General features: G+C 68.5%; 17 protein-coding genes and 2 pseudogenes. 9 read left to right on the top strand and 10 right to left on the bottom strand.

What is annotated here, in order from left to right:
* Positions 1–4 precede the first annotated feature (4 nt).
* From E8M83_RS16675 to E8M83_RS16665, 3 genes are all read right to left on the bottom strand, one after another.
* Positions 5–4,855, bottom strand: coding sequence for an SdrD B-like domain-containing protein (locus E8M83_RS16675; protein ID WP_137174470.1), 4,851 nt, complete (start codon positions 4,853–4,855; stop codon positions 5–7).
* Positions 4,856–4,923: 68 nt separating this feature from the next.
* The gene (locus E8M83_RS16670) at positions 4,924–6,243 is read right to left on the bottom strand and encodes a hypothetical protein (RefSeq protein WP_137174469.1); all 1,320 of its coding nucleotides are present in this window, start codon (positions 6,241–6,243) and stop codon (positions 4,924–4,926) included.
* Positions 6,244–6,362: 119 nt separating this feature from the next.
* Positions 6,363–6,875 carry a DUF11 domain-containing protein gene (locus E8M83_RS16665; RefSeq protein ID WP_170976842.1) on the bottom strand — a complete coding sequence of 171 codons (513 nt, stop codon included), beginning with the start codon at positions 6,873–6,875 and terminating at the stop codon, positions 6,363–6,365.
* Between the two features lie 360 nt (positions 6,876–7,235).
* Between E8M83_RS16665 and E8M83_RS16660 the strand changes: the two genes are divergently transcribed.
* Genes E8M83_RS16660 through E8M83_RS16645 form a run of 4 tightly spaced genes read left to right on the top strand, consistent with a single transcriptional unit; the run spans position 7,236 to position 11,850 of the window.
* Positions 7,236–8,933, top strand: a complete 1,698-nt coding sequence (locus E8M83_RS16660; RefSeq protein WP_137174467.1) for a PAS domain-containing methyl-accepting chemotaxis protein — start codon at positions 7,236–7,238, stop codon at positions 8,931–8,933.
* A gap of 10 nt (positions 8,934–8,943) precedes the next feature.
* A complete protein-coding gene (locus E8M83_RS16655) occupies positions 8,944–9,765 on the top strand; it encodes a protein-glutamate O-methyltransferase CheR (protein ID WP_137174466.1) in 822 nt (273 codons plus the stop codon).
* Between the two features lie 7 nt (positions 9,766–9,772).
* Positions 9,773–10,285, top strand: a complete 513-nt coding sequence (locus E8M83_RS16650) for a chemotaxis protein CheD (RefSeq protein ID WP_137174465.1) — start codon at positions 9,773–9,775, stop codon at positions 10,283–10,285.
* On the top strand, positions 10,282–11,850 hold the full coding sequence (locus E8M83_RS16645; RefSeq protein ID WP_137174464.1) for a chemotaxis protein CheW: 1,569 nt from the start codon (positions 10,282–10,284) through the stop codon (positions 11,848–11,850). The genes E8M83_RS16650 and E8M83_RS16645 overlap by 4 nt, the downstream gene beginning before the upstream one ends.
* Here E8M83_RS16645 and E8M83_RS16640 read toward each other — a convergent pair.
* Positions 11,830–15,021: a PAS domain S-box protein gene (locus tag E8M83_RS16640; RefSeq protein ID WP_137174463.1), complete on the bottom strand. Its 3,192-nt coding sequence runs from the start codon at positions 15,019–15,021 to the stop codon at positions 11,830–11,832. The two genes, E8M83_RS16645 and E8M83_RS16640, sit on opposite strands and share 21 nt — an antisense overlap.
* Positions 15,022–15,131: 110 nt before the next feature.
* On the opposite strand from E8M83_RS16640, the gene E8M83_RS16635 reads away from it, so the two are divergent.
* A complete protein-coding gene (locus tag E8M83_RS16635; RefSeq protein WP_137174462.1) occupies positions 15,132–15,821 on the top strand; it encodes an SOS response-associated peptidase family protein in 690 nt (229 codons plus the stop codon).
* Here the strand turns inward: E8M83_RS16635 and alr are convergent.
* Both alr and E8M83_RS16625 read right to left on the bottom strand, forming a co-directional pair.
* On the bottom strand, positions 15,818–16,945 hold the full coding sequence (gene alr / locus E8M83_RS16630) for an alanine racemase (protein WP_137174461.1): 1,128 nt from the start codon (positions 16,943–16,945) through the stop codon (positions 15,818–15,820). The two genes, E8M83_RS16635 and alr, sit on opposite strands and share 4 nt — an antisense overlap.
* A 4-nt stretch (positions 16,946–16,949) precedes the next feature.
* Positions 16,950–18,242, bottom strand: a complete 1,293-nt coding sequence (locus E8M83_RS16625; protein ID WP_137174460.1) for a D-amino acid dehydrogenase — start codon at positions 18,240–18,242, stop codon at positions 16,950–16,952.
* A 110-nt stretch (positions 18,243–18,352) separates the two neighbouring features.
* Here E8M83_RS16625 and E8M83_RS16620 point away from each other — a divergent pair, with 110 nt between their 5' ends.
* Both E8M83_RS16620 and E8M83_RS16615 read left to right on the top strand, forming a co-directional pair.
* Positions 18,353–18,838 carry an Lrp/AsnC ligand binding domain-containing protein gene (locus tag E8M83_RS16620; protein ID WP_137174459.1) on the top strand — a complete coding sequence of 162 codons (486 nt, stop codon included), beginning with the start codon at positions 18,353–18,355 and terminating at the stop codon, positions 18,836–18,838.
* A gap of 38 nt (positions 18,839–18,876) precedes the next feature.
* Positions 18,877–21,078 carry an ATP-binding protein gene (locus E8M83_RS16615; protein ID WP_137174458.1) on the top strand — a complete coding sequence of 734 codons (2,202 nt, stop codon included), beginning with the start codon at positions 18,877–18,879 and terminating at the stop codon, positions 21,076–21,078.
* A gap of 41 nt (positions 21,079–21,119) precedes the next feature.
* On the opposite strand, the pseudogene E8M83_RS26325 reads toward E8M83_RS16615, so the two are convergent.
* Positions 21,120–21,410: pseudogene (locus E8M83_RS26325) on the bottom strand (transcriptional regulator); the annotation flags it as partial.
* Between the two features lie 188 nt (positions 21,411–21,598).
* Here E8M83_RS26325 and E8M83_RS26535 point away from each other — a divergent pair.
* Positions 21,599–22,030, top strand: a pseudogene (locus E8M83_RS26535) (EAL domain-containing protein); the annotation flags it as partial.
* Between the two features lie 180 nt (positions 22,031–22,210).
* On the opposite strand, the gene E8M83_RS26315 reads toward E8M83_RS26535, so the two are convergent.
* Positions 22,211–22,684 (bottom strand): hypothetical protein, encoded by a 474-nt coding sequence (locus E8M83_RS26315; RefSeq protein WP_229491596.1) that lies wholly within the window; start codon positions 22,682–22,684, stop codon positions 22,211–22,213.
* Between the two features lie 25 nt (positions 22,685–22,709).
* Positions 22,710–23,555, bottom strand: a complete 846-nt coding sequence (locus E8M83_RS16600; protein ID WP_137174456.1) for a universal stress protein — start codon at positions 23,553–23,555, stop codon at positions 22,710–22,712.
* A 206-nt stretch (positions 23,556–23,761) separates the two neighbouring features.
* On the opposite strand from E8M83_RS16600, the gene E8M83_RS16595 reads away from it, so the two are divergent.
* Positions 23,762–24,535: a ThuA domain-containing protein gene (locus E8M83_RS16595; protein ID WP_137174455.1), complete on the top strand. Its 774-nt coding sequence runs from the start codon at positions 23,762–23,764 to the stop codon at positions 24,533–24,535.
* A 1-nt stretch (position 24,536) separates the two neighbouring features.
* Here the strand turns inward: E8M83_RS16595 and E8M83_RS16590 are convergent, their stop codons facing one another.
* Positions 24,537–24,932, bottom strand: a complete 396-nt coding sequence (locus E8M83_RS16590) for an MAPEG family protein (protein WP_137174454.1) — start codon at positions 24,930–24,932, stop codon at positions 24,537–24,539.
* Between the last annotated feature and the right edge of the window lie 52 nt (positions 24,933–24,984).

Raw genomic sequence — 24,984 nt, 5'->3', positions numbered from 1 at the left:
TTGATTACTTGAGCAAGTCGCCGGACAGCAGGCCCTGCAGGGTGTTTTCGTCGAATTTCATGCGCACGCGCACATAGGCGCCCTTGGCGGTGGCGTCGGCGCCGGCCAGGTCGCGCTCGCCAAAGCCCATGAAGTTGTAGCCGGCCGAGACCCACATATTCTTCTGCAGCTGGTAGCCCGCTTCCAGGCCGGCTGCATACTGGCGGCCGCGGGTATCGCGGTCGAGCAGCACCTGGGCGGTGGCGCCGATGTCCCAGTCCTCGTTGATCTCATGGGTCACGCGACCGGCCACCAGGTGGCTCACGGTGCGGGTCGACAGGCCGCTCGAGCGGTCCAGCGCGATCTTGGCCGCATAGCGGGCGCTGACCACGGTGTCGCGGCGCAGCTGCCAGTTGGCGTTGGTCGACAGCGCATGCACCGCGCGCTTGAGGTTGGCCGGGCCATCGTCGCGTTCCAGCTTGTACTCGTACTTGGCCAGGCCGGTCACGCCGATCGAGGCCAGGGCGCGGTAGGCCACGCCGCTCTGCAGCAGCTCGGTCACGCGCAGCGTGCCGGCGGCGTTCGAGCGGGTGGCGGCCAGGGTGTTCTTGCCCAGGAAAGTCCAGCTCTCGTCGATGCGGTAGGCCAGGCCCAGGGTCGACAGGAGGCCGTCGCTGTCATCGCCGTGGCGCAGCTCGAGGCGGGCGTTGCCGGTCCAGCGCGGATGGCGGCTCACTTCGATGGCGCCGGTCAGGGCGATCGACTCGTTGTCGGCGGCGCCCGACAGCACCTTGACGCGCTCGAAGCTGGTGTTGGCGCGCACGCCGTCGGCCAGCGTCCACAGGTTGCGCAGGCCAAGGGCCGCCTCGGCCTGGCGCTCGCCAGAAACGGTGCCAGCGGGCGAGGTGCCGCCGGCGCGGTATTCGGAAAACACGCGGCCGTCCTTCATGTAGTCGGTGTCGACGCCGAACACGCTGGCGTGACGCTCCTGGCCCTGGTTCAGCGCATAGGTCGAGCCCAGGCTGCTGATCAGTTCATGGCGGCCGTAGACACGGCTGCCGCCGGCGAAGCGGTAGTCGCCGCCCAGGGCCACCATGCGGCGGCCATTGTCATGGATGTCCTGCTCGGCTTCGACGAACACGCCAGCCTGCGGCAGGCCGGGGATCTGGGTTGCCACCTTGGCGCGCACGCTGGTCAGGTCGGGCTGGGCCAGCACCACGCTCTCGCCGGCCTGCTCGATCGAGCGGCGCACGCCGACTTCGACCTGCAGGCCGTTGTCGAAGGCGTAGCCGGCGAACAGCTGGACGCCGTTGCGTTCGGCCTCGGTCGCCAGGTCGGCGGTGTGCAGGGCTTCCAGGCCGACGCTGGCGCGTTCCGTGAAGCGGTAGCGCGCGGTGGCGCCGCCTTCGGTGCGGCCGCGCGGCAGGCTGGCCGATGGATTGTCGAATTCGGCGTCGGCGCGGCCGGCGAACACGCGGCTTTCCAGCTTGCCGTCGACGCGGCTGGCATCGAGGCGCACGGCGCGGCCCTTGCCCTGGCCGCTGCGATCGGCTTTTTCCATTTGCGCGGCTTCGACGATCACGGTGGTCTTGTCGTCCGGCGTGACGGTGGCGTTGATGCTCACCAGGCGGGTGGGGTCGGCCGGGTTGCGGTCTTCCACCGCGCTGGCGCCGACTTCGACGATCGTGCCGATCTTGTACTGGGCGGCGACGCCGCCGACCCAGAAGCGCGGGTGACCCTGGTCGACTTCGTACGACAGGCGCAGGCTGATCGGGTTCAGGTCCTGGTCCAGGCTCGGCACCGGGGCGCGCAGCAGGATGCGGCCGGTCAGCGGATCGATGTCGTAGTCGGCGTAGCGCACCAGCAGGCGGCGCGACAGCATCAGGCCGGTCTGGTTACGGTCGCGCACGACGATCTCGACGCGCTCGCTATTGATGATCATCAGGCCGCCACCCGTCAGGAACGGGCCCGAGGTGCCGTTGGCGGCGATCTCTTCGACCATCTGGCGCGTGCTGTCGTAGCTGGCGAAGCCGTCGAAGGTCAGGCCGCCAGCATCGAGGTGGGTGCGCAGGCCGGTCAGGTTGCGGTTGTAGGCACCCAGGTTGCGCGCCGGGGTCACGCCCGGCGGCGTAAAGTCGCCATACATCACGTACGACTGCTCGCGCTCGGCGCGGAAATACAAACGGCTGGTCGATTGCGCCTCGAAGCCGCGGCGCGCGTCGTCGCCGTGGGTCGGGTAATAGGCCAGCGGGTCGATGTCGCGGAACATGGTCGGCTCGGTTTCCTTGTCCGAATCGTAGGCCATGGTCACCAGGGTGCTGTCGCCCACCTGGCCCTTGGCGAACATGGCGGCGCGGGCGCCGCCGGCCAGGCCGCTGCCGTCGCCGCGCCCGGCCATGTGGCGCAGCTTGTCCTCGAAGCCGTCGAAGTCGCGCAGCGGGTTGGCGGTGTTGCCGCGCACACGGTTCAGGCTGATGGCGCCTTCGACCACGCCGGCGGCGACCAGCGGACGCAGGTCGGGCACGAAGCGCAGGCTGTTCTTCGCCTGCAGCTGGCCGCTGGCGGCTTTCAGGATCGCTTCGCCGGCCACCGACGGGGCGCGCAGCGAGAAGGCTGCGCTGCCGCCTTCGATGAAGACCTGGTGGCCCGGCTCGCGCGCATCCAGGTCCGATTCGTCCCACTGGCCGGCAGTGGTTTCCAGGGTCACCGGAGTGCGTTCGAGCACCGCCACGCCGCTGGCGTCTTCCAGGCTCACGGTGACCAGCACCGGTTGCTTGCCGTCGGCCGGGGCGGTCTCGGATTGCGGCTTGACCAGGAGGCGCGCCAGCTTGCCCGGCACCAGCACGGCGATGCGCTTGCTGCCGCGGGCATTGCCGAAACCGTCGCGCTGGGCGACCTCGAGCTCGTTGCGGCCGGCGCGCAGGGCGACGCCGACATACTCATAGACGTCGAGCTGGCGGTCGACCACGGTGCTTTGCTGGCCGACGTGGTCGTCGCCGATTTCTTCGCCATTGACCAGCAGGGTGAAGGCATTGCCGGCTGCGCCCTTGATACGCACCGTGGCCTGGCCGTGCGGCAGCAGCGCGCCGTCGTGCAGGCCGACGAAGTCCAGGGTGTTCTCGAGCCTGGACAGGTCGAGTTCCTCGTCCCTGGCCAGCACGGCCTTCTTGCGCGGCGCGGTCAGTTCGGACGTGGCTTGGAGTTCGGCGCGCAGGCGCTCGGCGCGGGTGGCGATGGCGGCGCGCAGTTCGTCGCTGCAGGCGTCCAGGGCGAAATCGGCGCGCGCCAGTTCGCCGTCCCTGAGGTCGACGAAGCGGCTGCCGGCGTCGCCCGCATTGCGGTTCGACAGGATGGATAGTTGGCTGCCGGCCGGCAGGGTGCTGGCGTCGACCTTGGCCACGTGGGTGCGCGGGGCAACATCGGTGAAGCTGTAGCGGCCTTCGGCATCGGTCTGCGAGAAGGTGCCGTCCTCGAGCCAGATGCGCACGTCCGGCACGCCCGGCTCGCCTTTTTCGCGCAGGCCGTTGGCGTTGCAGTCGGCGAACACGGTGCCCAGGATGTGGCCTTTGCTGCTGAAGACGCCGGCTTCGACCTTGACCTTGGCCGCGGCCACGCCGCTGGTGAAGGCCAGCGGGGCGGCGCTGCTGGCCTGGGCGCGGTTGATGCCGTCGCCCTGCAGGGCGCCGGCGCCGATGCGCACCCGGTAGGTGAGCACGCCGGTCGACTTGGCGGCCAGTTGGCCGAGCTTGACGGCGAGCAGCGGGCCGCGGTTCTCGAACTTGTCGCCGAAGGCGGCGCCGTCCAGGCGCATGGTGCCCGGCACGTAGCTGAAGCCGGCCGGCAGGCGGTCTTCGACGACCACGCCTTCCAGTGTTTCCTCGGCGGTGTTATGGACGCGGATGGTGTAGTCGAGCACATCGCCGACTTCGACCACGGCGCGCGCGGCGCTCTTTTCCAGATACAGGGTGCCCGGGATCGAATCGAGCGGGACGTCGATGGTCACCAGGCCGAGGGCGGCGCTGACGGTGAACTCGCCGCCGTAGGAGCCGTACAGATTGGTCTCGCGGCTGGCCGGCAGCGCGCCCGGCGCGGTCTTGGAAGGAAAGCCGTAGTTGTTCGGCGGGGTCACCTGCAGGCGGTACAGGCTTGGCGCGACCAGCGGGAAGTGGTACATCCCGTCGGCGTCGGTGACGACGGTGCTCGGCATGCGGGTGGTGCCGTCGACGTCGAACACGGTGGCCGCGCCGCCCGGTGCGCCGCCGTTGCCGGCGCCGGTGACGTCGACCAGGCTCACGGTGGCGCCCGCGATCGGGTCATTGGTGACGCTGTCGTAGAGCACGCCGATCGGGTCGACCAGGATCGCGGTCGAGATCGTGCCGTTGCCGCAGCCAGCGATGCTGGCGGTCAGGGTATCGTCGGTCATCACCTGGATCATGCCGTCGCCGGCGTCGTCGCCATGGTCCGCGTCTTGCGCGTAGTTCATGGCAGTGGTGACGATGCGGAAGGTGCCGCTGTCGGCGGCGGTTTCGTCCGCCATGAAATTCTGGTTGTCGCCGGTCTTGCGGGAGGCAATGTTGACGCTGATGCGTTCGGCGCGGGCCGGGTCGGCGTCGCACTCGGCGGCGTCGATCTGGATGAACAGCTGGCCGTTGGCGCGGGTGGCGCGGGCCACGGTGGTGAAGGCGGCCGAGGTGAAATAGGTAATCGTGTCCGGGCGCACGGCGCGCACGGTGTTCGAGGCCACGCTGGTGGTGGCGCCGGCGCCGTTGGCGAAGCTGGCACTGGCCTGGTTGGTGATCCCGGCGTGCGCATGGCTGCACACCAGCAAGAAGGTGCCCAGGCAGAGGAAGACGAAGAGTCGGAGCTGGATGAACATGGCGCGCGGGGATCGGGAGGGAATTCGGGCGGCGTCCCGGAGGACGCCGCGGCTGCAGGAAAAAAGACTTACGGGTTGATCTTCACGCCGAAGTTCATCTCGTTCTTGTCGTTCGGCCCCAGGTTGAAGCCGGTGGTCGACAAGGTGGTGACCAGGCCCTGGGTGACCGGCTCGAGCAGCTGGCCGAGCAGGGTGCCGGCGGCGGCGCCCGCGTGATAGGTCGTGTTGGTCGGGATGTTGTCCTTGATGGTCACGGCGGTGATGGTGGTCAGGCCCTTGTTGGTGGCCACGATCTTGTAGCGGATGCAGGTGTTCGGGGCGGCGCTGATCTGCTCTTGCGTGAAATCGGTGTCCGGTTCGCCGTTGCAGTCGGCGTCCGGCGCCTGGAACTTGAGCAGTTCCAGCAGCGAGTTGGCGGCCACGACCGTGACGGCTTCGTGGATGCGGTCGAGGATCGCCGGGTTGGTGGTCGACTGCGCGCGGAACCAGATGTCGGTGGTGCCCGGGGTGGCGCCGGCGGCAGGGGTGACTTCGGCGACGACCTTGAAGTTGGTGCCCGCGGCAACCGTGGCGTTGGTGATGACCTGGCCGCTGGCGTCCTTGAACACGACGGTCCAGCCCGGTGGCAGCGGGGTGCCGCCGAAGTTGACGTCGGTGCTGGCTGCCAGCGAGAAGGTTTCCTGGCTGCCGCCGGTATTGTTCAGGTAGATCACGAACTCGGTCTTGGTGCCGGCGGTGGTCAGCTTGGTTTCCTGCGCCAGCTGTTCCGGACCCAGGCCGGCGCCCTTGGCGCCCGGACCCGACGAGATCGCGGTGATGTCGATCATGGCGCCGGCGCCGACGGTGGTGGTGTCGGTGCTCTTGGCGCTGACGGTGTTCTTGAAGGTGCTGGTCGCCGTGACTTCCATATTGTTGGTCAGGCCGGTGGCGGCGCCCGAGGCCAGGGTGGCGACGGCGACGAAGCGGTAGGTGGCGCCCGCGGCCAGCTGGGGGGTAGCGGTGACCGCGACCTGGTTGTCGGCCGCGCCGTCGCCGTCGGCATCGAGGTAGAAGGCGATGTTCGACAGGGCCAGGCCGCCGGTATTGGTTTGCGCCAGGGTGAAGGTGTCGGGACCGTTACCGGTATTGGTCACGCTGTGGGCAAACACGACCTGGGCGCCGGCGGCGGCGCTCTTGGCATTGCCGTTATTCATGGTCAGGCTCGCCACTTGCTGGACCATGGTGGTCACGATGTTCGACTCGACGGTCTTGATGCCGGTCGAGTCGGTATAGGTAGCGGTCGCCTGGTTGGTGATCAGGGTGCCGGCGGCGGTCGGGGTGGCGGCGCTGGCGCCGTTGGCGGCTGCCAGCAACGAGGCTGCGGCGACGAGGGTCAGACGGGTTTTCATGGCTTCTTCCTTCTTGTAAGACGGGAAATGAACAGGGTGTGAACGGCGAATGAAACGGGCTGGATATTGCTAAAAAGACAACTAAATCGATAAAACCTGGGCCTGGTGCGCTTGAATGCTTATTTGCTTGCCAACTTGGGCGCGGCGCCGACCGAGATCACCTTCATGCGCGAGCTGACGGTGACGGCCTGGCCCGGGGCGAGGTCGCCCAGGTTCCAGCGCAGGAAGCGGTATTCGGAGACCGGGACGCGTTCCACGATGCGCAGGCCCTTGCGCACGACTTCACGGGTGAGGGGCAGCGGAGCGAAGGTTTTGCCGTCGAGGCTGGCGTGGACCGCCTTCGGCGCCGCGCTGCCGGACAGGTAGCTCATCGCGCCTTCCGGCACCGGCAGGGTCGCCGCCACCGCCTGGGCTGCCGACTTGCCCTTGTTCTGGTAGGTGATCTGGTATTCGATGGTATCGCCCACCTCGGCGTCGGTGGCCGGTACCAGCTTCTCGGCGCCCTTGTCCTGGGCAACGACCTGGAAGGCTTGCAGGCGCACGTCGACAGCCTGGGTATCGGCTGCGAATACTTTGGTGCCTGCCAGCACGATGGTCCAGAACAGCAGGATATTCAGGATACGGATGATCATGGGGTTCCTTTGAGTCAAGCGGTGGGTGGGTGGCGTCATCATGGTTTCGGATTTACTGGATTAGTTGATGGATGGAATTTTATCGAGTTTGCCGAATTTCTCAAGAAAAATATTTCGAATTTACCGATTTAGTTGTTGTGTGGGAACACCCGGCGCGAACTGCCGACGCCATTTGTCTATTAGGAAAGCAAAAATAGATGGCATGACATAGTGGTATTGTTGTGGATCGACAACACAACGAATGTTTTGCTAGCCATGCTGACTTTGCTGGATTTACTGTTTGTGCGATTTGGCGCATGATGGAAACTATCCTGGCGCATTCCGGCAACGCGGCGCCTTCACCCACTGACAATTGGATCCATGGAAACGATTTATCTGGAATCGCCCGACGCGCTGCAAGACCTGCGCGCCATCTATTCGGCGCTCGACGGCGCCCAGGCCATCATCGAGTTCGACTTGAATGGCAACATCCTGCGCGCCAACGACAACTTCCTGGCCGTGACCGGTTACAGTGACGACGAGCTGACGGGCCGCTATCACTCGATGTTCTGCGGGCGCGAGCTGATCGATTCGCCGGCGTATGCGCGCTTCTGGCAAGACCTGGCCGCCGGCAAGGCCGACCGCGCCGAGTACAAGCGCATCGCCAAGGGCGGCCGCGAGTTCTGGATCAATGCCTCATACAACCCGGTCAAGGACGCCAGCGGTCGGGTGTGCAAGATCATCAAGTTCGCCACTGACGTCAGCGCCGAAAAACTGCGCGCCGCCGAGACCAGCGGCCTGGTGGCCGCGATCGGCAAGGCGCAGGCGGTAGTCGAATTCGACATGAACGGCATGCTGCTCGATGCCAACGCCAACTTCCTCGACCTGCTCGACTATGCGCTGGAAGACGTGCGCGGCGAACACCACCGCGTGTTCTGCGACGACGAATATGCGGCCAGCGCGGCCTACCGCCGCTTCTGGGGCAAGCTCAATCGCGGCGAATTCGACGCCGGCCGCTACAAGCGCCATGGCAATAACGGCAAGACGGTGTGGATCCAGGCCACCTACAACCCGATCTTCGACGCCGACGGCAAGCCGGTGAAGGTAGTGAAGTTCGCCACCGACATCACCGAGCAGGTGCTGCTGGAGCAGGCCGCCGTGGCGCGCGCCGAATCCGAGCGCCTGAAGGTCGACGCCCTGCTCGAGCAGGTGGCGCGCGCCTCGCGCGGCGACCTGACCGGCTCGATCGACACGGGCGGCGACGAGCCGCTCGACCAGCTGGCGCGCGGCGTCATGAAGATGATCGGCGACCTGCGCAACGTGATCGGCGACGCGGTCGACGCCGCGGCCAAGCTGAACGACTCCTCGCGCGCGATCGCCGACCGTTCCAACACGGTGGCCGCCAGCGCCCAGGCGCTGGGCGCCACGGTGGAGCAGATGAATGCCTCGGTCGACGGCCTGACCGCCTCGATCAACACCATCGCGCGCAGCACCCAGGAAGCCAATGCGCTGGCCCAGAACACCCGCGACGAGGCCGAGATCGGCGCCAAGGCGATCGCCCGCTCGATCGAGGCGATGGCCATGATCAACCAGTCGTCCGAAGACATCGGCGAGATCGTAAAGGTGATCGGCGAGATCGCCGGCCAGACCAATATGCTGGCCTTCAACGCCGCGATCGAGGCGGCCCGCGCCGGCGAACATGGCCTGGGCTTCTCGGTCGTCGCCGACGAGGTTCGCAAGCTTGCAGAACGATCGTCGCAAGCGACCAAGGAAATCTCGAAATTGATCAACGAGTCGGTGCGCCGCGTGGCCCAGGGCAGCGAGATCTCGCGCCAGGCCAGCGAAGCCTTCGACCGCATCACGCTAGGGGTGGGCAAGACCTCGCTGGCGATCGCCGAGATCTCGGGCAGCGCCAGCGAGCAGTCGCTGACGGCCAGGGAAGTGAGCGCCGCGATCCTCTACATCGCCCAGGAGACCGAGCGTTCGGCCGGTTCCTGCGACAGCATCGCGCGCTCGACCGAGGGCCTGAACGAGCACGCCGGCCACCTGAACGCCACCGTCGCCCGCTTCGTGGTGTGAGGAACGACGAATGGAACTGAACGACGACAAGCTGGACACGATCATCGGCCTGGTGCGGCGCCACACCGGCATCGCCATGGGCCGCCACAAGCGCGTGCTGCTGCAGGGCCGCCTGCAGCCGCGCCTGCGCGCGCTGGGGCTCGACAACTACGGCGCCTACATCGAGCGCCTGGCGCAGGATCGCCAGGAGGTCGTGTCGTTCATCAATTCTGTCACCACCAACGACACCGCCTTCTTCCGTACGCCGGCGGTGTGGCGCTGGCTGGAGCGCGAGTTCCTGCCCGAATGGACCGTGCGCGCCGCGTTTTCCAGCACCGCCGCGCCGCTGCGCATCTGGTCGGCCGCCGCCGCCACCGGCGAGGAAGCGTATTCGCTGGCCATGACCTGCCTCGAGGCGCGCCGCAATTTCCCCGGGCTGCGCTTCGAGATCCTGGCCACCGATATCTCGACCGAGGCCCTGGACACGGCGCGCGCCGCCATGTACCGCGGGCGCAGCGTCGAGCGTTTCGAGCGCGACCATCCGGAGCAGTTCCGCAAATACCTGCGGCCGGTAGGCGATGCCTTTCGGGTTGTCACCGAGGTGAGCCAGTACGTCGAATTCGGCGAGCACAATCTGCTGCAACGCCCACCGCGCGCGGCCGGCTTCGACCTGGTCATGTTGCGCAATGTGCTGATCTATTTCGACGCCGAAGCGCAGCAGCGGGTGCTGGCCGGCGCGCGCAGGTCGATGCACAGGGACGCGCGCCTGATCCTGGGCGAGCAGGAAACCATCACCCGCCTGGACACGGACTTCGTGTTCGAGCAGGCCCATATCTACCGTATCGGGGATTGAGACGAATATGAACACGCACAGCCTGAATCACCGCACCTCGAACCACATGTCCCACGTCCTGACCGGCCAGATGCAGGTCGGCCATGGCGAGCAGGTCCTGACCGCGCTGCTGGGTTCCTGCGTCGGCATCGGCATGATCTGGCGCCGCCAGCGCCGCTGCGGCCTGGCGCACTGCTTCCTGCCCGAGGGCGTCGAGACCGGCGACTACTCGGCGCGCTACGTCAGCGCGGCAGTGCCGCGGCTGCTGGCGGCGCTGGGCGTGCGGCGCGAGCAGTACGACGAGGTGGACGTGGTGATCGCCGGCGGCGCGCGCATGCTGAACCTGCGCACGCACGATGGCGCGGTAGGCGTGCGCAATATCGCGGCGGCGCGCTCGCAGCTCTCGCTGCGCGGGCTGCAGGTGGCGTTCCAGGACGTGGGCGGCTCGCAGGGACGGCGCCTGTCGATCGACTGCGACCGCCAGACCTTCAGCGTGGTGCGGATCCAGTCCGCGCAAGCCGCGCAGGCGGTATCGGCATGAATGCGATGACCGAGGTCGGCGCGGCGGTGGCCGCGATCGAGGCGCAGCAGGCCGCCGCCGCGCGCGTGCTGCGCGAGGCGGCCGGCATGGAAGTCGTGGGCACCTTCTTCCTGGCCGGGCAGGAATTCGCGCTGGCGGCCGACCACGTGCGCGAGGTGGTGGGCATGCCGGAGCGGATCACCCCGATCCCGCTGTCGCCAGCCTGCCTGGAAGGCATCTTCACCCTGCGCGGGGCCGCCATTCCGCTGCTCAACCTGGGCCGCATCTTCGATCCGGCGGCGCCGGCCGCCTCTGGCGAGCAGCGGGTGGCGATCGTCGACGTCGACGACATCCAGGTCGGCCTGGTGTTCGACGCCACCGGCGAAGTGTTGCGCGTGCGGCCCGAGCAGCGCGCCGGCCTGCGCTGGAGCGAAGGGCAGCGCCTGGACGCCAACCTGGGCGTGGTCGCGGGCGCGATCACCCTCGACGATGGCGCGCGCATGGTGCAGATGCTCGACGCCGCGCGCCTGGTGCGCATCGATAACGTGCCCCAGGTGCGGGCCCACGCCAGCGTGGCGCGCGAAGCCTGGCGCATGCGCTTCTTGCGCCAGGCCGAGGGCCGCAAATGCATCTCGTTCACCGTGGGCGGGCTGCGCTTCGCGCTGGCGATGGAGGCGATCCAGGAAATCATGCGGGTGCCCGAGCTGCAACCGTCGGTGATGCTGGGCCGCCTGTGCAGGGGCTGGCTCGACCTGCGCGGGGCGCCGGTCGGGGTGGTCGACTTCGGCGCGCTGCTGCAGTGCGCGCCGGGAATGGGCGACCCGGTCGACGCGCGGGTGCTGGTGGTGCGCATCGGCGACGAGCAACTGGGCCTGCTGGTCGACGCGGTGGACGATATCCGTCCCTATTTCGACACCGACATCCTGCCGATCCCGATGCTCGGCACGGCGCGCAGCGCCATGTACCGCGGCTGCCTGCCGCACGCGGAGCTGGGCGACAGCCTGTTCCTGGCGCACGAAGCGCTGTTCTCGGACGCCGAGGTGGGTGAGATCTGCGCCGGCCACCGGCGCCTGTACGCGGCCCAGGCGGGCGCCGCGCGCGCCGCCGGGAAAAAAGTGGGGCTGCGCCGGGTCTACCTGGCGTTCTCGCTCGAGACCGGCTGGGCGGCCGACATCGGCCAGGTGCGCGAGATCGCCGACTTCGACGGCCCGCTCACCCGCCCGCCGGGCATGCCGGGCTGCGTGCTGGGCATGATGCAGGTGCGCCAGCAGATGGTGTGCGTGATCGACCTGCGCACGCTGTACGGCATGGCGCCGCTCCAAGACCGTTCGGCTTGCCGTATCCTGGTGCTGGAGCACGAGGGCGAGCGTTTCGGCCTGGTGGTCGACCGGGTCGACACCATCCTGTCGCTGCCGGACAGCCAGCGCCGTCCGTCGCCGCAGCTGCTGCGCGTAAACGGGCCGGAAGACATGCGGCGCGATGCGGCCGAGGTGATCGAAGTGCCTGGCGGGGATGGGAGCCAGGAAGTGCGCACCTTGTTGGACAAGGAGCGCTTTCTGGCGACCTTACGCCAGCTTCTCCAGTAACGCCTCCAGCTGTGCGCCATCGTACGGCTTCGGCAACAGCGCATCGGCAATGCTTGATGCGTGGCTGGCCCCGCTCATGAAGGCGATCCGGGCGCGCGGCAGCTGTTGCCGCACCGCCTGCGCCAGCGCCTCGCCGCCCAGGCCCGGCAACTGCAGGTCGGTCAGCACGATGTCCGGCTGGCGTTCCAGAAATTCCAGCGCCGCCTCGGCGCTGGCGGCTTCCAGTACCTCGTATCCCATGATGCGCATCAGTTCCGCGGTGTTCTCGCGGATGTCGTCCTCGTCTTCCACCAGCAACACCCGCGCCTTCGAGCCGGCCGCTGCGGCGGCGCCGGCGGCCGGCTGCAGGGCCGCGTTCTTTTGCTGCTGGTTGGCCAGCACGTGGCGGATCTTGCGCGCCAGGTTGTCGCGCGTATAGGGCTTGCCGAGCAGTTCCACGCCCGGGTCGAGGCGGCCCCCGTGCACGATCGCATTCTCGGTATAACCCGAGGTGAACAGCACGGCGACGTTCGGCAGGCGCTCGCGCGCCTTTTTCGCCAGTTCCGGACTGCGCAGGGGACCCGGCATCACCACGTCGGTGAACAGCAGGTCGATGTGGATGCCGCTGTCGACCACGGTCAGGGCCGCGGCGGCGTCGTTGGCGCGCAGCACGCGGTAGCCGAGATCGGTCAGCATGTCGACCACCGTCAGGCGCACCTGCTCGTCGTCCTCGACCACCAGCACGGTCTCGTGGCCGCCGGTGGCCGGCTGCACCAGCTGTTCGCCGGCGTGGTCCTCGGCCTGCAAGGAGCGCGGCAGGTAGATCTTGACCGTGGTGCCTTCGCCGACCTCGCTGTAGATCTTGACGTGGCCGCCCGACTGCTTGACCAGGCCGTATACCATCGACAGTCCCAGTCCGGTGCCCTTGCCCTCGGGCTTGGTCGAGAAGAAGGGCTCGAAGGCCTGGTCGACGACTTCCTGCGGCATGCCGCTGCCGGTGTCGCTGACCGCCAGCAGCACATACTGGCCGGGCGCCACTTCAGGGTGCGCGGCGCAGTAGCCGGCATCGAGCGCGCCGTTGGCGACCTCGATGGTCAGCCTGCCGGCGCCGTCCATGGCGTCGCGCGCATTGATCGCCAGGTTCAGGATCGCGTTCTCGAGCTGGGCCGGGTCGACCTCGGTGGTCCACAGGCCGCCCGAGATCACCATCTCGACGTCGATCTCTTCGCCCAGCGCGCGCCGCATCATGTCTTCCATGCTGCCCAGCAGGCGGCCGATCTTGACCGCCTTGGGCTCGAGCGGCTGGCGGCGTGCGAACGACAGCAGCGAGCTGGCCAGCTTGGCGCCGCGCTCGACGCCGTTCATGGCGTTCTCGACGCGCTTCTTGATCTCGGGCAGGCCGTCGGCGCGGCGCGCGATCAGCTGCAGGTTGCCGCCGATGACCTGCAGCAGGTTGTTGAAGTCGTGCGCAACGCCGCCGGTCAGCTTGCCGATCGTTTCCATCTTCTGCGCCTGCTGGAGGGCTGCTTCGGTGCGCCGCATGGCGTCCATCTGCTGCAGGTCGGCGCTGATGTCGCGGCCGACGGCGTGGATATACTGGTCGTCGGGCGAGGCGGTCCAGGACAGGTTGCACCAGCTGCCATTCTTGCGCCGATAGCGGTTCTCGAAACGATAGACCTGGCCGCCCAGGCGCAGCGCCTCGATCTGGCGCACGGTGGGCAAGCGGTCATCGGGGTGCACCAGGTCGAGCAGCGGCGTGGCGAGCACCTCGGCCTCGGTCCAGCCGAGGATGGTCGTGAAGGCGGGGTTCACGGCGGACAGGACGCCTTCGAGGTCGGCCACCAGCATGATGTCCTTTGACAGCCGCCACATGCGGTCGCGCTCGGCCGTGCGGCGCTCGACCCGTTCCTCCAGGGTGGCGTTGACCGCCGCCAGCGCCTCGCTGGCGCGCTTTTGCTCCTCGATGTCGATGCTGCTGCCGATCCACAGCGCATCGATGCCGGCTTCGCCCTCGGGGCGGCGCGCGCGCACCAGGTGCCAGCGGTATTCGCCGTCGTGGCGGCGCACGCGGATCTCGGCGTCGAGCGGCGCGCCGGTGGCCACGCTGGCGGCCCACAGCCCCTTGTACCGTGCCTTGTCGTCAGGATGCACCAACTGGTCGGAACCGAGGCCCAGCAAGGACTCGCGCGCGACGCCGGCATATTCGTGCACGCGATCGTTGATCCATTCGACGCTGCCATCGTCGCGCGCCGCCCACACGTGGTTGGGCATGGCCTGGGCGAAGGTACGGAAGCGCGCTTCGCTGGCGCGCAGCGCGCGCTCGGCGGTCACGCGCTCGGTGACGTCGTTGCCTTCCACGAAAGTGGCGAACACGGCGCCGTTGGCGTCCTTCAGCGGCTGCAGCATGAAGTCGATGAAGGTGCGCACCGGCTCGTCCAGGCCGGGGTTGCGCAGGGTGAGTTCGACCCCTTCGGCGCGGAAGGTCGTGCCGTCGGCGAAGCAACGGTCGAGCACTTCGACGATGCCGCGCTCGGCCAGTTCCGGCACCGCCAGCGCCACCGGCATGCCGAGAAGGGGGCGGTGGCCGGTCAGGGCGCGGTAGGCGTCGTTGGCCAGGGCGTAGCGGTGCTCGGCGCCCTCGAGCAGGCAGATGAAGCCGGGCGCCTGCTCGAACATGGTGTTCAGGCGCTCGCGTTCGGCGCGCACGTGGCGCTCGGCCTTGACCTTGCTCGAGGTTTCGACCACCACCGACATCACGCCGGCGATGCGGCCTTCCTGGTCGCGGATCGGAGAATAGTCGAGGTTCATCCAGACCTGCTCGGGCTGGCCGCTGCGGTGCAAGGTCAGTTCCTGGTCCTGGTAGCTGAGGGTGCCGCCGGCCAGGCCGACCTTCATGACGTTGTCGTTGAAGTCGGCCACCTCGGGCCAGCCTTCGCGTACCTTCGATCCCAGCAGCACCGGATGGCGCCCGCCGGCGAAAACCCGGTAGGCGTCGTTATAGATCATGTAGCCGTCCTCGCCCCACAGCGTGACGATCGGCGCCGGGGTGGCCATGATCAGGGCGACGGTGGTCTTGAGCACGGTGGGCCAGCCTTCGATCGGGCCGAGGCTGGTGGTCTCCCAGGGGAAGGACAGGATGAGTCGCGCGGTTTCGTCGGTGGCGGGCAGGAAGGGCAGGCTGGCTGGCGGCATCGATGTTAAATGCTAAAAGGTGAACGATGGTATTTTACACTTGGGCTCCCATGTGTGACGCATGAAGCCCGATACTGTTAGTATTGAGCAACATTATTTGGCTACTTTTCATGTGCGTTAATTATCGTCCGCCCACACCCGAGCAATTCAACGGCCGCGTCAAAGCCTTCAGCATCCTGCCGCGCGACTGGCACTGGCCCGAAGAGACCTGGAAGGATTATGCGGCGCCGATCCTGCGCGCCGCCCCGGGCTTGCGCCCTGACGCCGCCCTGGCCAGCTACGGCATGGTGCCGCGCCGGCACATCCCGCCCGAGGTGAAACCCTTCGACACCATGAATGCGCGCGCCGAATCGCTGGTCGAGCGGCGTTCGTTCGCCCCCGCGTGGCGCCGCCTGCAGCTGTGCGCGGTGCCGATGCTGTGGTTCTACGAGCCGTGCTACGAGAGCGGACGCGCCGAGCGCACCGCCATTGGCATGGCCGACGACGCCCTGTTCTGGGTGGCGGGACTGTGGCGCGAGTGGCAGGAGGCCGACGGTTCGATGTCGACGGCTTTCACCCAGATCACCATCAATGCCGACGACCATCCGCTGATGCGCCGCATGCACCGGCCGGGCGACGAGAAGCGTTCGCTGGTGCTGCTGGCGCAAGAGGAGGTGGGCGACTGGCTGGCCTGCCGCGACACCGACGTGGCGCGCAGCTTCCTGCGCCATTATCCGGCCGAGCATATGAAAGCGTGGCCGGCGCCGCTGGCGCCCAAGCGGGCGGCGCCGCCGCCATCGCCGAACCTGGAGCTGTTCTAAATTCCGATGTAATGCCGGTGGAAGCGCGACCCCAGGCGGGTCAGCACCTCGTAGCCGATGGTGCCGGCCTGGTTGGCGACGTCGTCCACCGTCTGCTGTGCGCACAGCAGGTCGACTGCCTGGCCCGGCGCGATGCGATGGTCGGGAATGCCGGTGACGTCCAGCGTGATGCTGTCCATCGACACGGTGCCGGCGAAGGGCACCGCCACGCCGTCTACGAAGGCTTGGGAATGGCCGGTGAGGGCGCGCAGCCAGCCGTCGGCATAGCCGATGGCGATGGTGGCGATGCGGCGCTCGCCCGGGGCCACATAGCGCGCGCCATAGCCGACGATGTCGCCGGCCGCCACGGTCCGCAACTGCACCACGCGCGCCGCCAGCGATACCGCCTGGGCCAGCGGATTGGCCTGGCCGGGCTGGGGATGGATGCCATACAGCGCGCATCCGGGCCGCAGCAGGTCGGCGTGCCAGGCCTGGCCCAGGAACACGCCCGAGGAATTGGCCAGGCTGGCCGGCACGCCCGGGAACAGCGCGCGCACTTCGTCGAAACGCAGGCGTTGGCGCTCGTTGAGCGGATGCGCCGGCTCGTCGGCGCAGGCCAGGTGGCTCATCACCAGTTGCAGGTCGACGCCGCCAAGCCAGTCCGGGTCCTGGCGCAGGCGGTCGAGGTCTGACCTGGCCAGTCCCATGCGCGACATGCCGGTGTCGACCTGGAGCGCGGCCGGCAGCGTGCGTCCGAGCTCGCGCGCCAGCGTGCGCCATTCGTCGACCTGGCCGGGGTCGTTCAGCACCGGCACCAGGCGGTGCTCGACGCAGTCGCGCGCCGCGCCCGGCATGGCGCCGTGCATCACGTGGATGCTGCAGTCGGAAGGGATGAGCTGGCGCAGGCGGATGCCTTCGTCGAGATGGGCCACGAAGAAGCTGCGGCAGCCCTCGCGCACCAGCGCGTTCGCCACCTGCGGCATGCCGAGCCCGTAGGCGTCGGCCTTGAGCACCGCGGCGCAGGCGGCCTTGCCGCCGCCTTGCACGCCGCGCTCGCGCAGCAGGCGATAGTTGGCGCGCACCGCGTCCAGGTCGATGCTGAGAATGGCGCCGGCCCGGGCTGCGGCCTGGTCTTCGTGCTGCATCGCGTCAGGCCTGCGCCAGCTTGCCGCCCGCGACCGCGGCGCCGCTGCCGGCGTAGCGGAACACGGCCAGGTCGTCGGCCCGGATCGACGGCGCCTTGCCGCCCACCAGGTCGGCGATCACGCTGGCCGAGCCGGCCGCCATGGTCCAGCCCAGGGTGCCATGCCCCGTATTCAGGAACAGGTTGCGCAGTGGCGTGGCGCCGACCACTGGCGTGCTGTCCGGCGTCATCGGGCGCAGGCCGGTCCAGAAGCTGGCGCTGGCAGTGTCGCCCGCGCCCGGGAACAGGTCGTTGACGACCAGCTCCAGGGTGGCGCGGCGGCGCGGGTTGAGGTCGAGGTTGTAGCCGGAAAGCTCGGCCATGCCGCCGACGCGGATGCGGTCGTCGAAGCGGGTCACGGCGATCTTGTAGGTCTCGTCGAGGATGGTCGAGACCGGGGCGCGGGCAGCGTCGGTGATCGGCACCGTCAGCGAATACCCCTTCATCGGATAGACCGGCAGCGGGAACCAGCGCTGCAGCAGCAGGCGCGAGTAGCTGCCCAGGGCCAGCACGAAACGATCCGCAGCGAATGCGCCCTTGTCGGTCTCGACGGAAACGATCTCGCCGTTCGCCTCGTTCAGATAGCGGATCGGGGTGTCGAACTCGAAGCGCACGCCCAGGTCGCGTGCCATGGCGGTCAGGCGGGTAGTAAACAGCTGGCAGTCGCCGGTCTCGTCGTTCGGCAGGCGCAGGCCGCCGACCAGTTTATCGGCCACATTGGCCAGCGCCGGTTCGGCCGTGGCCAGCTGCGCGCCTTCCAGCAGCTCATAGGCCACGCCGGCGTCGCGCAATACGTCGATGTCCTTGGCCGCGCCGTCGAACTGCTGGCGGGTGCGGAACAGCTGCACGGTGCCCTGCTGGCGGCCTTCATAGGCGATGCCGGTATCGCGGCGCAGCGCGCGCATGCAATCGCGGCTGTATTCGGCCAGGCGCACCATGCGTTCCTTGTTGACGGCGTAGCGCGCCGGGTCGCAGTTGCGATACATCTCCCACATCCAGGCAAGCTGGAACAGTGTACCGTCGGGCCGGATCGCCAGCGGGGCATGGCGCTGGAACAGCCATTTGGCGGCCTTCAGCGGAATGCCGGGCGCGGCCCAGGGCGAGGCATAGCCGGGCGAGATCTGGCCGGCATTGGCGAAACTGGTCTCGAGGGCAGGACCGGGCTGGCGGTCGATGACGGTGACTTCGTGGCCGGCCTGCGCCAGGTAATACGCGGTGGTGACGCCGACCACGCCGCTGCCCAAAACGATGACTCGCATACGATCCCTCGAAAAGCTCGATTCAGAAAAGGTTGCCATCGTATCGCGGGTAGGGGGATAATTGTTTCCGTTAATACGTCATTTTTCAGCAAATTTTCCTGGGTTGACCCATGCGCGTACAAAAAGCCTCGAACCGCATCCTGGACCGGATCGACCTGCACATCCTGGCGATCCTGCAGCAGGATGCGCGGATCGTGATGAAGGACCTGGCCGAGCAGGTCGGGCTCTCGCTCACGCCCTGCATCGAGCGGGTCAAGCGCATGGAGCGCGACGGCGTGATCCAGGGCTACTATGCGCGCATCAATCCGCAGGCGCTGGGCATGCAGATCCTGGTCTTCGTCGAGATCAACCTGCACCAGAAGTCCGACAAGGCGTTCGAGCGCTTCCGGCGCGCGATGCTGGCCATCCCCGAGGTGATGGAATGCCACCTGGTGTCGGGCGATTTCGACTACCTGATCAAGGCGCGCATCCCCGAGATGTCCGAATACCGGCGCCTGCTGGGCGAGATCCTGCACGTGGCCGATGCCGGCCAATCGAAGAGCTATGTGGTGATGGAAGAGTTGAAGGAGACCCTGGCGCTGTCGATTCCGCGGTAGGTCTACCCTATAATGGGAGTTTCCTCTTTGGAATGCCCATGCGCGCCGATGCCGGACCCGTCCTCTCGCTTCGACACCTGCTGATCCTGCTGACTGCGATCGGCCTGCTGCCGCTGGTGCTGCTGGGCGTCTGGACCATCCACGGCGCCGGCCGCTACCTGGAGCAGGAACAGGAGAGGATGATGATCGGCCACGCGCGTGCGCTGTCGAGCGCCGTCGACGCCGAGCTCGACGCCACCGTGGCTGCGCTGAGCGGCATCGCCAAGAGCCCGCAACTGGCCGGCGGCGACCTGCGCGCCTTCCACGAGACGGCCAGCCGCCTGTCGCGGCCCGACTGGCTGGGCGTGGTGCTCAGCGGCGCCGACGGCCAGCCCCTGTTTCGCACCATGGCGCCCTACGGCGCGCCGCCGGCGCGCATCGCCGATCCGGACAGCCTGCACCAGGCGATGGAACAGCGCCGCCCGATCGCCGGCCGCGTCGCGCGCGGGCAGGGCGGCCGTCCGGCGCTGCCGGTGCGGATTCCCGTCACCGGGCCCGATGGCCAACCCTGGGTGCTGACCGCCGTGGTCCAGCCCGACCGTTTCCTGGATGTGATCGCGCGCCAGGACATACCGTCCGATTCGGTGATCGCCGTGATCGACAGCCACGGCACGCTGGTGGCGCGTTCGCGCGACCAGGAGCGCACCGTGGTCGGCGCGCCCAGCGCGTCGCTGGCAGCGCTGATGCGCAGCGGCGGGCCGGAAGGCGTGGGCGCCACCACCACGCTCGAGGGCGATGGCGTGATCAGCGCCTACACCACCTCGCCGCGCTACGGCTGGGTGGTGGCGGTCGGCGCGCCCAGCGCCGGCTTCGGGGTGGCGTTCTTCCAGCGTTTCGCGGTGTATGTGCTGGGCGCCTGGGTGGTGCTCTCTGCCTGCATCGCGCTGGCATCGTGGCTATCGGGCCGCATCGTGCGCCGCATCGAGGGCGTGCAGGCCGGCGCCGCGGCCCTGGGCAGCGCCCGCGCGGTACGGGTGGCGCCGTCGCGGATCAAGGAAATCCGCGAGATGGGCCAGGCCCTGGAAGCGGCCGCCGCCCAGCGCGCGGCACATGAAGAAGAACGTTCGCGCCTGCTGGCGTCGCTCGAACAGGCGCTGGCCCAGGCGCACCAGGCCGGCCACGCCAAGGACGCTTTTCTCGCCATGCTGGGCCATGAGCTGCGCAATCCGCTCAGCCCGATCCTGACCTCGCTCGACCTGATGGACTTGCGCAATGAATCGGGCAGCCAGCGCGAGCGCGCCGTGATGCGGCGCCAGGTGACCCATCTGCGGCGCCTGGTGGACGACCTGCTGGACGTCTCGCGCATCGCTTCCGGCAAGCTGGCGATCGATACCCGGCCTCTCGACCTGGCCGAACTGGCGCGCCACGCGGTGGCGGCGCTGCCCGGCGAGCGCATCACGCTGGAAGCGCCGCACGAGGTCTGGGTCGACGGCGACGAGACCCGCCTGGCCCAGGTGCTGGGCAACCTGCTGTCGAACGCGGTGCGTTTCGGCAGCAGCGACACGCGCGTCACATTGACGGCCGGCGCCGGCGAGGTGGTGCTCGGCGTGAGCGACAACGGCGCCGGCATGGCGCCGGAACTGCTGGCGCGCGTATTCGAGCCGTTCTACCAGGCGCCGCAGCCGCTGGCGCGGCGCACCGGCGGCCTCGGGCTGGGTCTGGCCATCGTGCGCGAGATCGCCCAGCTGCATGGCGGCCGGGTCGCGGCCCATAGCGACGGGCCGGGCGCCGGCAGCCGCTTCGAGGTAATCCTGCCGCTGGGGATGCCGGGCGAGGCCGGCGGCCCGGATCGGGTGGCGAATGCCGCGGCTGCGCGCCGGGTCCTGCTGGTCGACGACAACGTGGACGCGGCGGCGGCCAGCGCGCTGCTGCTGCGCCACCTGGGACATGCGGTGCGCGTCGCCCACAGCGCGGCCCAGGCGCGCGCGCTGGCGCTGGTGGAACCGCCCGAGGTGGCGATCCTCGACATCGGCCTGCCCGACATGGATGGCTATGCGCTGGCCGCGGCCTTGCGTGCGGACCTGGGCGCACCGGCGGGCGAGGCGGCGGGAGGATTCGCAATGCGGCTGGTGGCGCTCACCGGATACGGACAGAAGGACGACGTCGCGCGCGCATTGGCGGCCGGCTTCGACGTGCACCTGACCAAGCCGGCCACGATCGAGGCGCTGCAAGGCGCGCTGGCGCCGTCGCCCGTTTCCTGAGCCCCTGGCCAGGGCCTGGGCTCGGCGGTGAAGGCGTAGCCTCGCCCGGCCACGTTCACGATCGCGCTGCCGGCGTTGCCGAACAGGCGGCGCAGGGCCGCGACCTGCACCCGCAGGTTGGCGTCGATGACCACGGTGTTCGGCCACACCGCGGCCATCAGCGCGCGGTTGCTCATTACCTCGCCGGGACGGGAGGCCAGCAGGACCAGCAGGTCGAAGGCGCGCGCGCCGATCGGCAGCGGACGGCCGGCGCGCAGCAGCAGGCGCTGCACCGGCAGCAGTTCGAAGTCGAGGAAGGCGATCCTGGTGGGTGCGGGTGAGCCGGAATCCATGGTGAGCCTCGTGTCAAGGTGGTTGGCGCGGCGTGACATGGTGCATTGTCCGGTGCGGGGCTGGGCCGGCGCTAGAACTTTCCTGCTGTTGCGCGCACCACAGCGCGAAAAACCGGGAAACGACGCGTTTGATAAAATCGCCTCATCCCCTTCCTGAGACTGGCGCGGGCGGAAGACCTCGATGACTACTGACACGGAAGCGCCCGACCTGTTCGCGGGCGAGGGCGACATATTCGATATATTGCGCCACAAGGACTGGAGCGCCTCGCCGCTGGGACCGGTCAGCGGCTGGCCGCCCGAGCTGCGCGGGGCGGCGCGCATCTGCCTGCATTCCGGCTTCCAGATGGCGGTGCTGTGGGGCGAGCGCTTCACCTACCTCTACAACGAAGCGGCCAGCGCGCTGTTCGGGGACAAGCATCCGTGGGCGCTCGGCCAGCCGGTCGAGACGGTCTGGCCCGAGGCCTGGCCGGTCGTCGATCCCGCCCGGCCAGTTCATCGCGCTAGCCGAGGAGACCGGCCTGATCCTGCCGATCGGAGAATGGGTGCTGCGCCACGCCTACCAGCAACGCCGCGCCTGGGAACAAGCCGGGCTGCGGGTGGTGCCGGTCTCGGTGAACTTGTCGGCACGCCAGTTTTCGGAGCATATCCCGGACACGGTGCGGCGAATCCTGCCGAGGCGTGATCGGGGGCGTCATCTATATGTATGTGGAACAGCCTTGGGACGAGGCCATGCTGCCGCAGGCGCTGGACGAGGCGTTTGCCCACCACGAGGGCAAGCGCGGCGCGCATTGAGCCGCGGGCTAGTGCTGGCGCAAGCGACCTCCCGGGTGGCCGCCGCCATGCAGCAGGATGCGCGGCACCCGCCCGCCGGGACGGCCGGCCGGCGCGCGCGGCGCCGTGGCCAGCGCCAGGTCGGTGCTGAGCCGGTGCAGCGACAGCAGGTCGAGCAGCGCCGCCACCAGCTGGCGGCCGAGCGCGATGTCGCCATCCTCGACCAGCGGCATGGCGCGGTGCAGGGCGGCCAGGATGGTGGCGTTCTCGGCGCGGTGCTCGTGCAGGCGCCCATAGTCGAGCGATTCCATGACGCTTTCTTCATGGCGAAAGCCCACCTCGACCGCGGTGACGACGGAAGGGAAGGCGCGTACGAAGCAGTCGTCGGGCGTGCAGTTGCTGTCGGCGATGTCGGCCAGCCGGGCGCACAGGTGGCGGCGGGCCTGGCGGATCGCGGCGCCGATGGCGCCGGCGCTGCCGTTCGGGTAATGGCGGAAGGTCATGGTCGGAGGTGGCGATAAATGCGTGTCAGTGGGCGATGAGGAGCGGCGCCGGCGCGCGGTCGAGCACGTCGCGGGTGACGCCGCCGAGTATCCATTCGCGGTAGCGGCTGTGGCCGAAGGCGCCGGTGACCATCAGCCCGGCGCGGCAGTCGCGCGCCATGTCCATCAGGGCCTCGCCCTCAGGGGCGCGGGTGCGCTCGACCGCGACGTCGACCTTCAGGCCGTGGCGCGCCAGGTAGTGCGCCATGTCGGCGCCGGGTTCGTCGCCGTGCAGGCCGGCTTGCAGGTCGGGATTGACCAGCGCCAGGTGCACGGTGCCGGCCTGGGCCAGCAGGGGCAGGGCGGCCTGGATCGCGCGCTGGGCCGGCATGCTGCCATCCCAGCCGACCAGCGCGTTGCCGGGGATGGGCTTGCCGTGGTAGGCGTCGGGCACGACCAGCACCGGGCGGGCGCCGTGCAGGGCCAGGTATTGGGGCAGGCCCCGTTCGGCGCGCGCGCGGTCGCGGCCGTTGTCCTGGCTCGAGTCTTGGCTAACCACGACCAGGTCGGCATAGCGCGATTGCAGCAGCAGGCCGTCGCGGTCGGCGTCTTCGACCATGCGCGCCTCGGCGCCGGACACGCCGAGCCGTTCGGCCTGGGCCACGAAGTCGTCGAGCTGGACCGTGACGGCTTCGCGCAGCTCCTGGAAGTCGCGGTTGGAGACCGGCATGGCCATCGAGCCGTTGAACACCGCATAACTGGCCAGCGACAGCCCGGTGGCGGCGCTGCCGACCAGGTGGGCGCCGTGGGCGCTGGCCAGCAAGGTGGCCGCGCGCAGGCGGCTCTGCTGGCAGGGGCCGCCGTCGACATGGACGAGGATGGTCTTGAGCATGGTGATCACTCCGTTCGAACGCGGGACTGGAACGTGGCGCACGGCGATCCAATATACGCTGCGCAAGTGAACATGTCAGGCGCACGCTTGATGGTGATCAAACATGATTCAAATATCGGCGGGACTCAAAAGGAGAATGTTTTGTTGACAAGCAAGAGGCAAGGAATTAGCGTGCATGGTCCTGCAACCGTTCCCAGTCCATGCCAATGATCCGTTCGCTTGCCACCGTCGTCTGCGCCTGCGCGCTCGCCTTCGCCTCCGTCTCGCCGGTGCAGGCCGCCCAGTTCAAGGTGCTGCTGTTCTCCAAGTCCGCCGGCTGGCACCACGACGCGGTGCATGCCGGCGTAACGGCCGTGCAGGAACTGGGCAAGCTGCATGACTTCGAGGTGTTCTGGACCGCCGACGCCGGGCGCGTGATGAACGACGCCGAACTGGCCAAGTACCAGGCGGTGGTGTTCCTGCTCACCACCGGCGACGTGCTCGACGACGCCCAGCAGGCGGCCTTCGAACGCTTCATCCGGCGCGGCGGCGGCTATGTCGGCGTGCACAGCGCGGCCGATACCGAGTACGGCTGGCCGTGGTACACGCAGCTGGTGGGCCATATGTTCCATGTCCATCCTGCCATCCAGACCGCGATCGTGAAGGTCGAGCAATCAAACTTTCCGGGCATGGAACGCTTCGCGCCGCGCAACCTGTTCACCGACGAATGGTATGAATTCGGCCCGGCGCGCTCGAAGGACCTGGTCTACCTGCTGAGTGTGGACGAATCCACCTACCGCCCGCAGACGAGCTGGCCCGACCGCGAGGGCAAGGGCATGGGCGCCTTCCACCCGATCAGCTGGTACCAGTACTACGACGGCGGCCGCGCCTTCTATACCGGGATGGGCCATATGGCGGCCACCTACGGCGATCCGGTCTTTTTGCACCACCTGTACGGCGGCATCTACTGGGCCGCAACGGGGCGCGGCATCGCCAGGTGAGTCAGGCGGCCAGCAGCGCGTACAGGATCATCGCCAGCCCGGCGACCGACACCAGCCACACCAGCGTGCGCAGCACGGGGATGCCGGCCGCGTACAGCGGCACATAGACGATGCGCGCCAGCAGGTAGAGCCAGCAGCCCCACAGGGTCAAGGTACCCTGCGTGCCCGACACATGCGCGATCAGCACCGCCGCCGCGAACAGCGGCAGGGTCTCGAACAGATTGGCCTGGGCCCGCTGCAGGCGCGCCGTCACCGGCCGCGGGGGCGGGGCCGCCCCGTCGCGCGCACTCATATTGTATTGGGCGCCCGTTTCCTGGGTACGCAAGGTGGAGGGCAGCAGGATCTGGACCAGGGCCAGCACCAGGGTCCAGCCCAGCAGGGTCAGTTCGGTGGTCATTGTCCTTCCTTTCCGGTCGTGGGCGGCGTGCAGTCGATCATACGTCACGCCA

This window comes from Massilia sp. HP4 (genome assembly GCF_005222695.1).
GTDB lineage: Bacteria > Pseudomonadota > Gammaproteobacteria > Burkholderiales > Burkholderiaceae_D > Telluria.
This window is presented reverse-complemented; position numbering and strand designations above follow the sequence as displayed.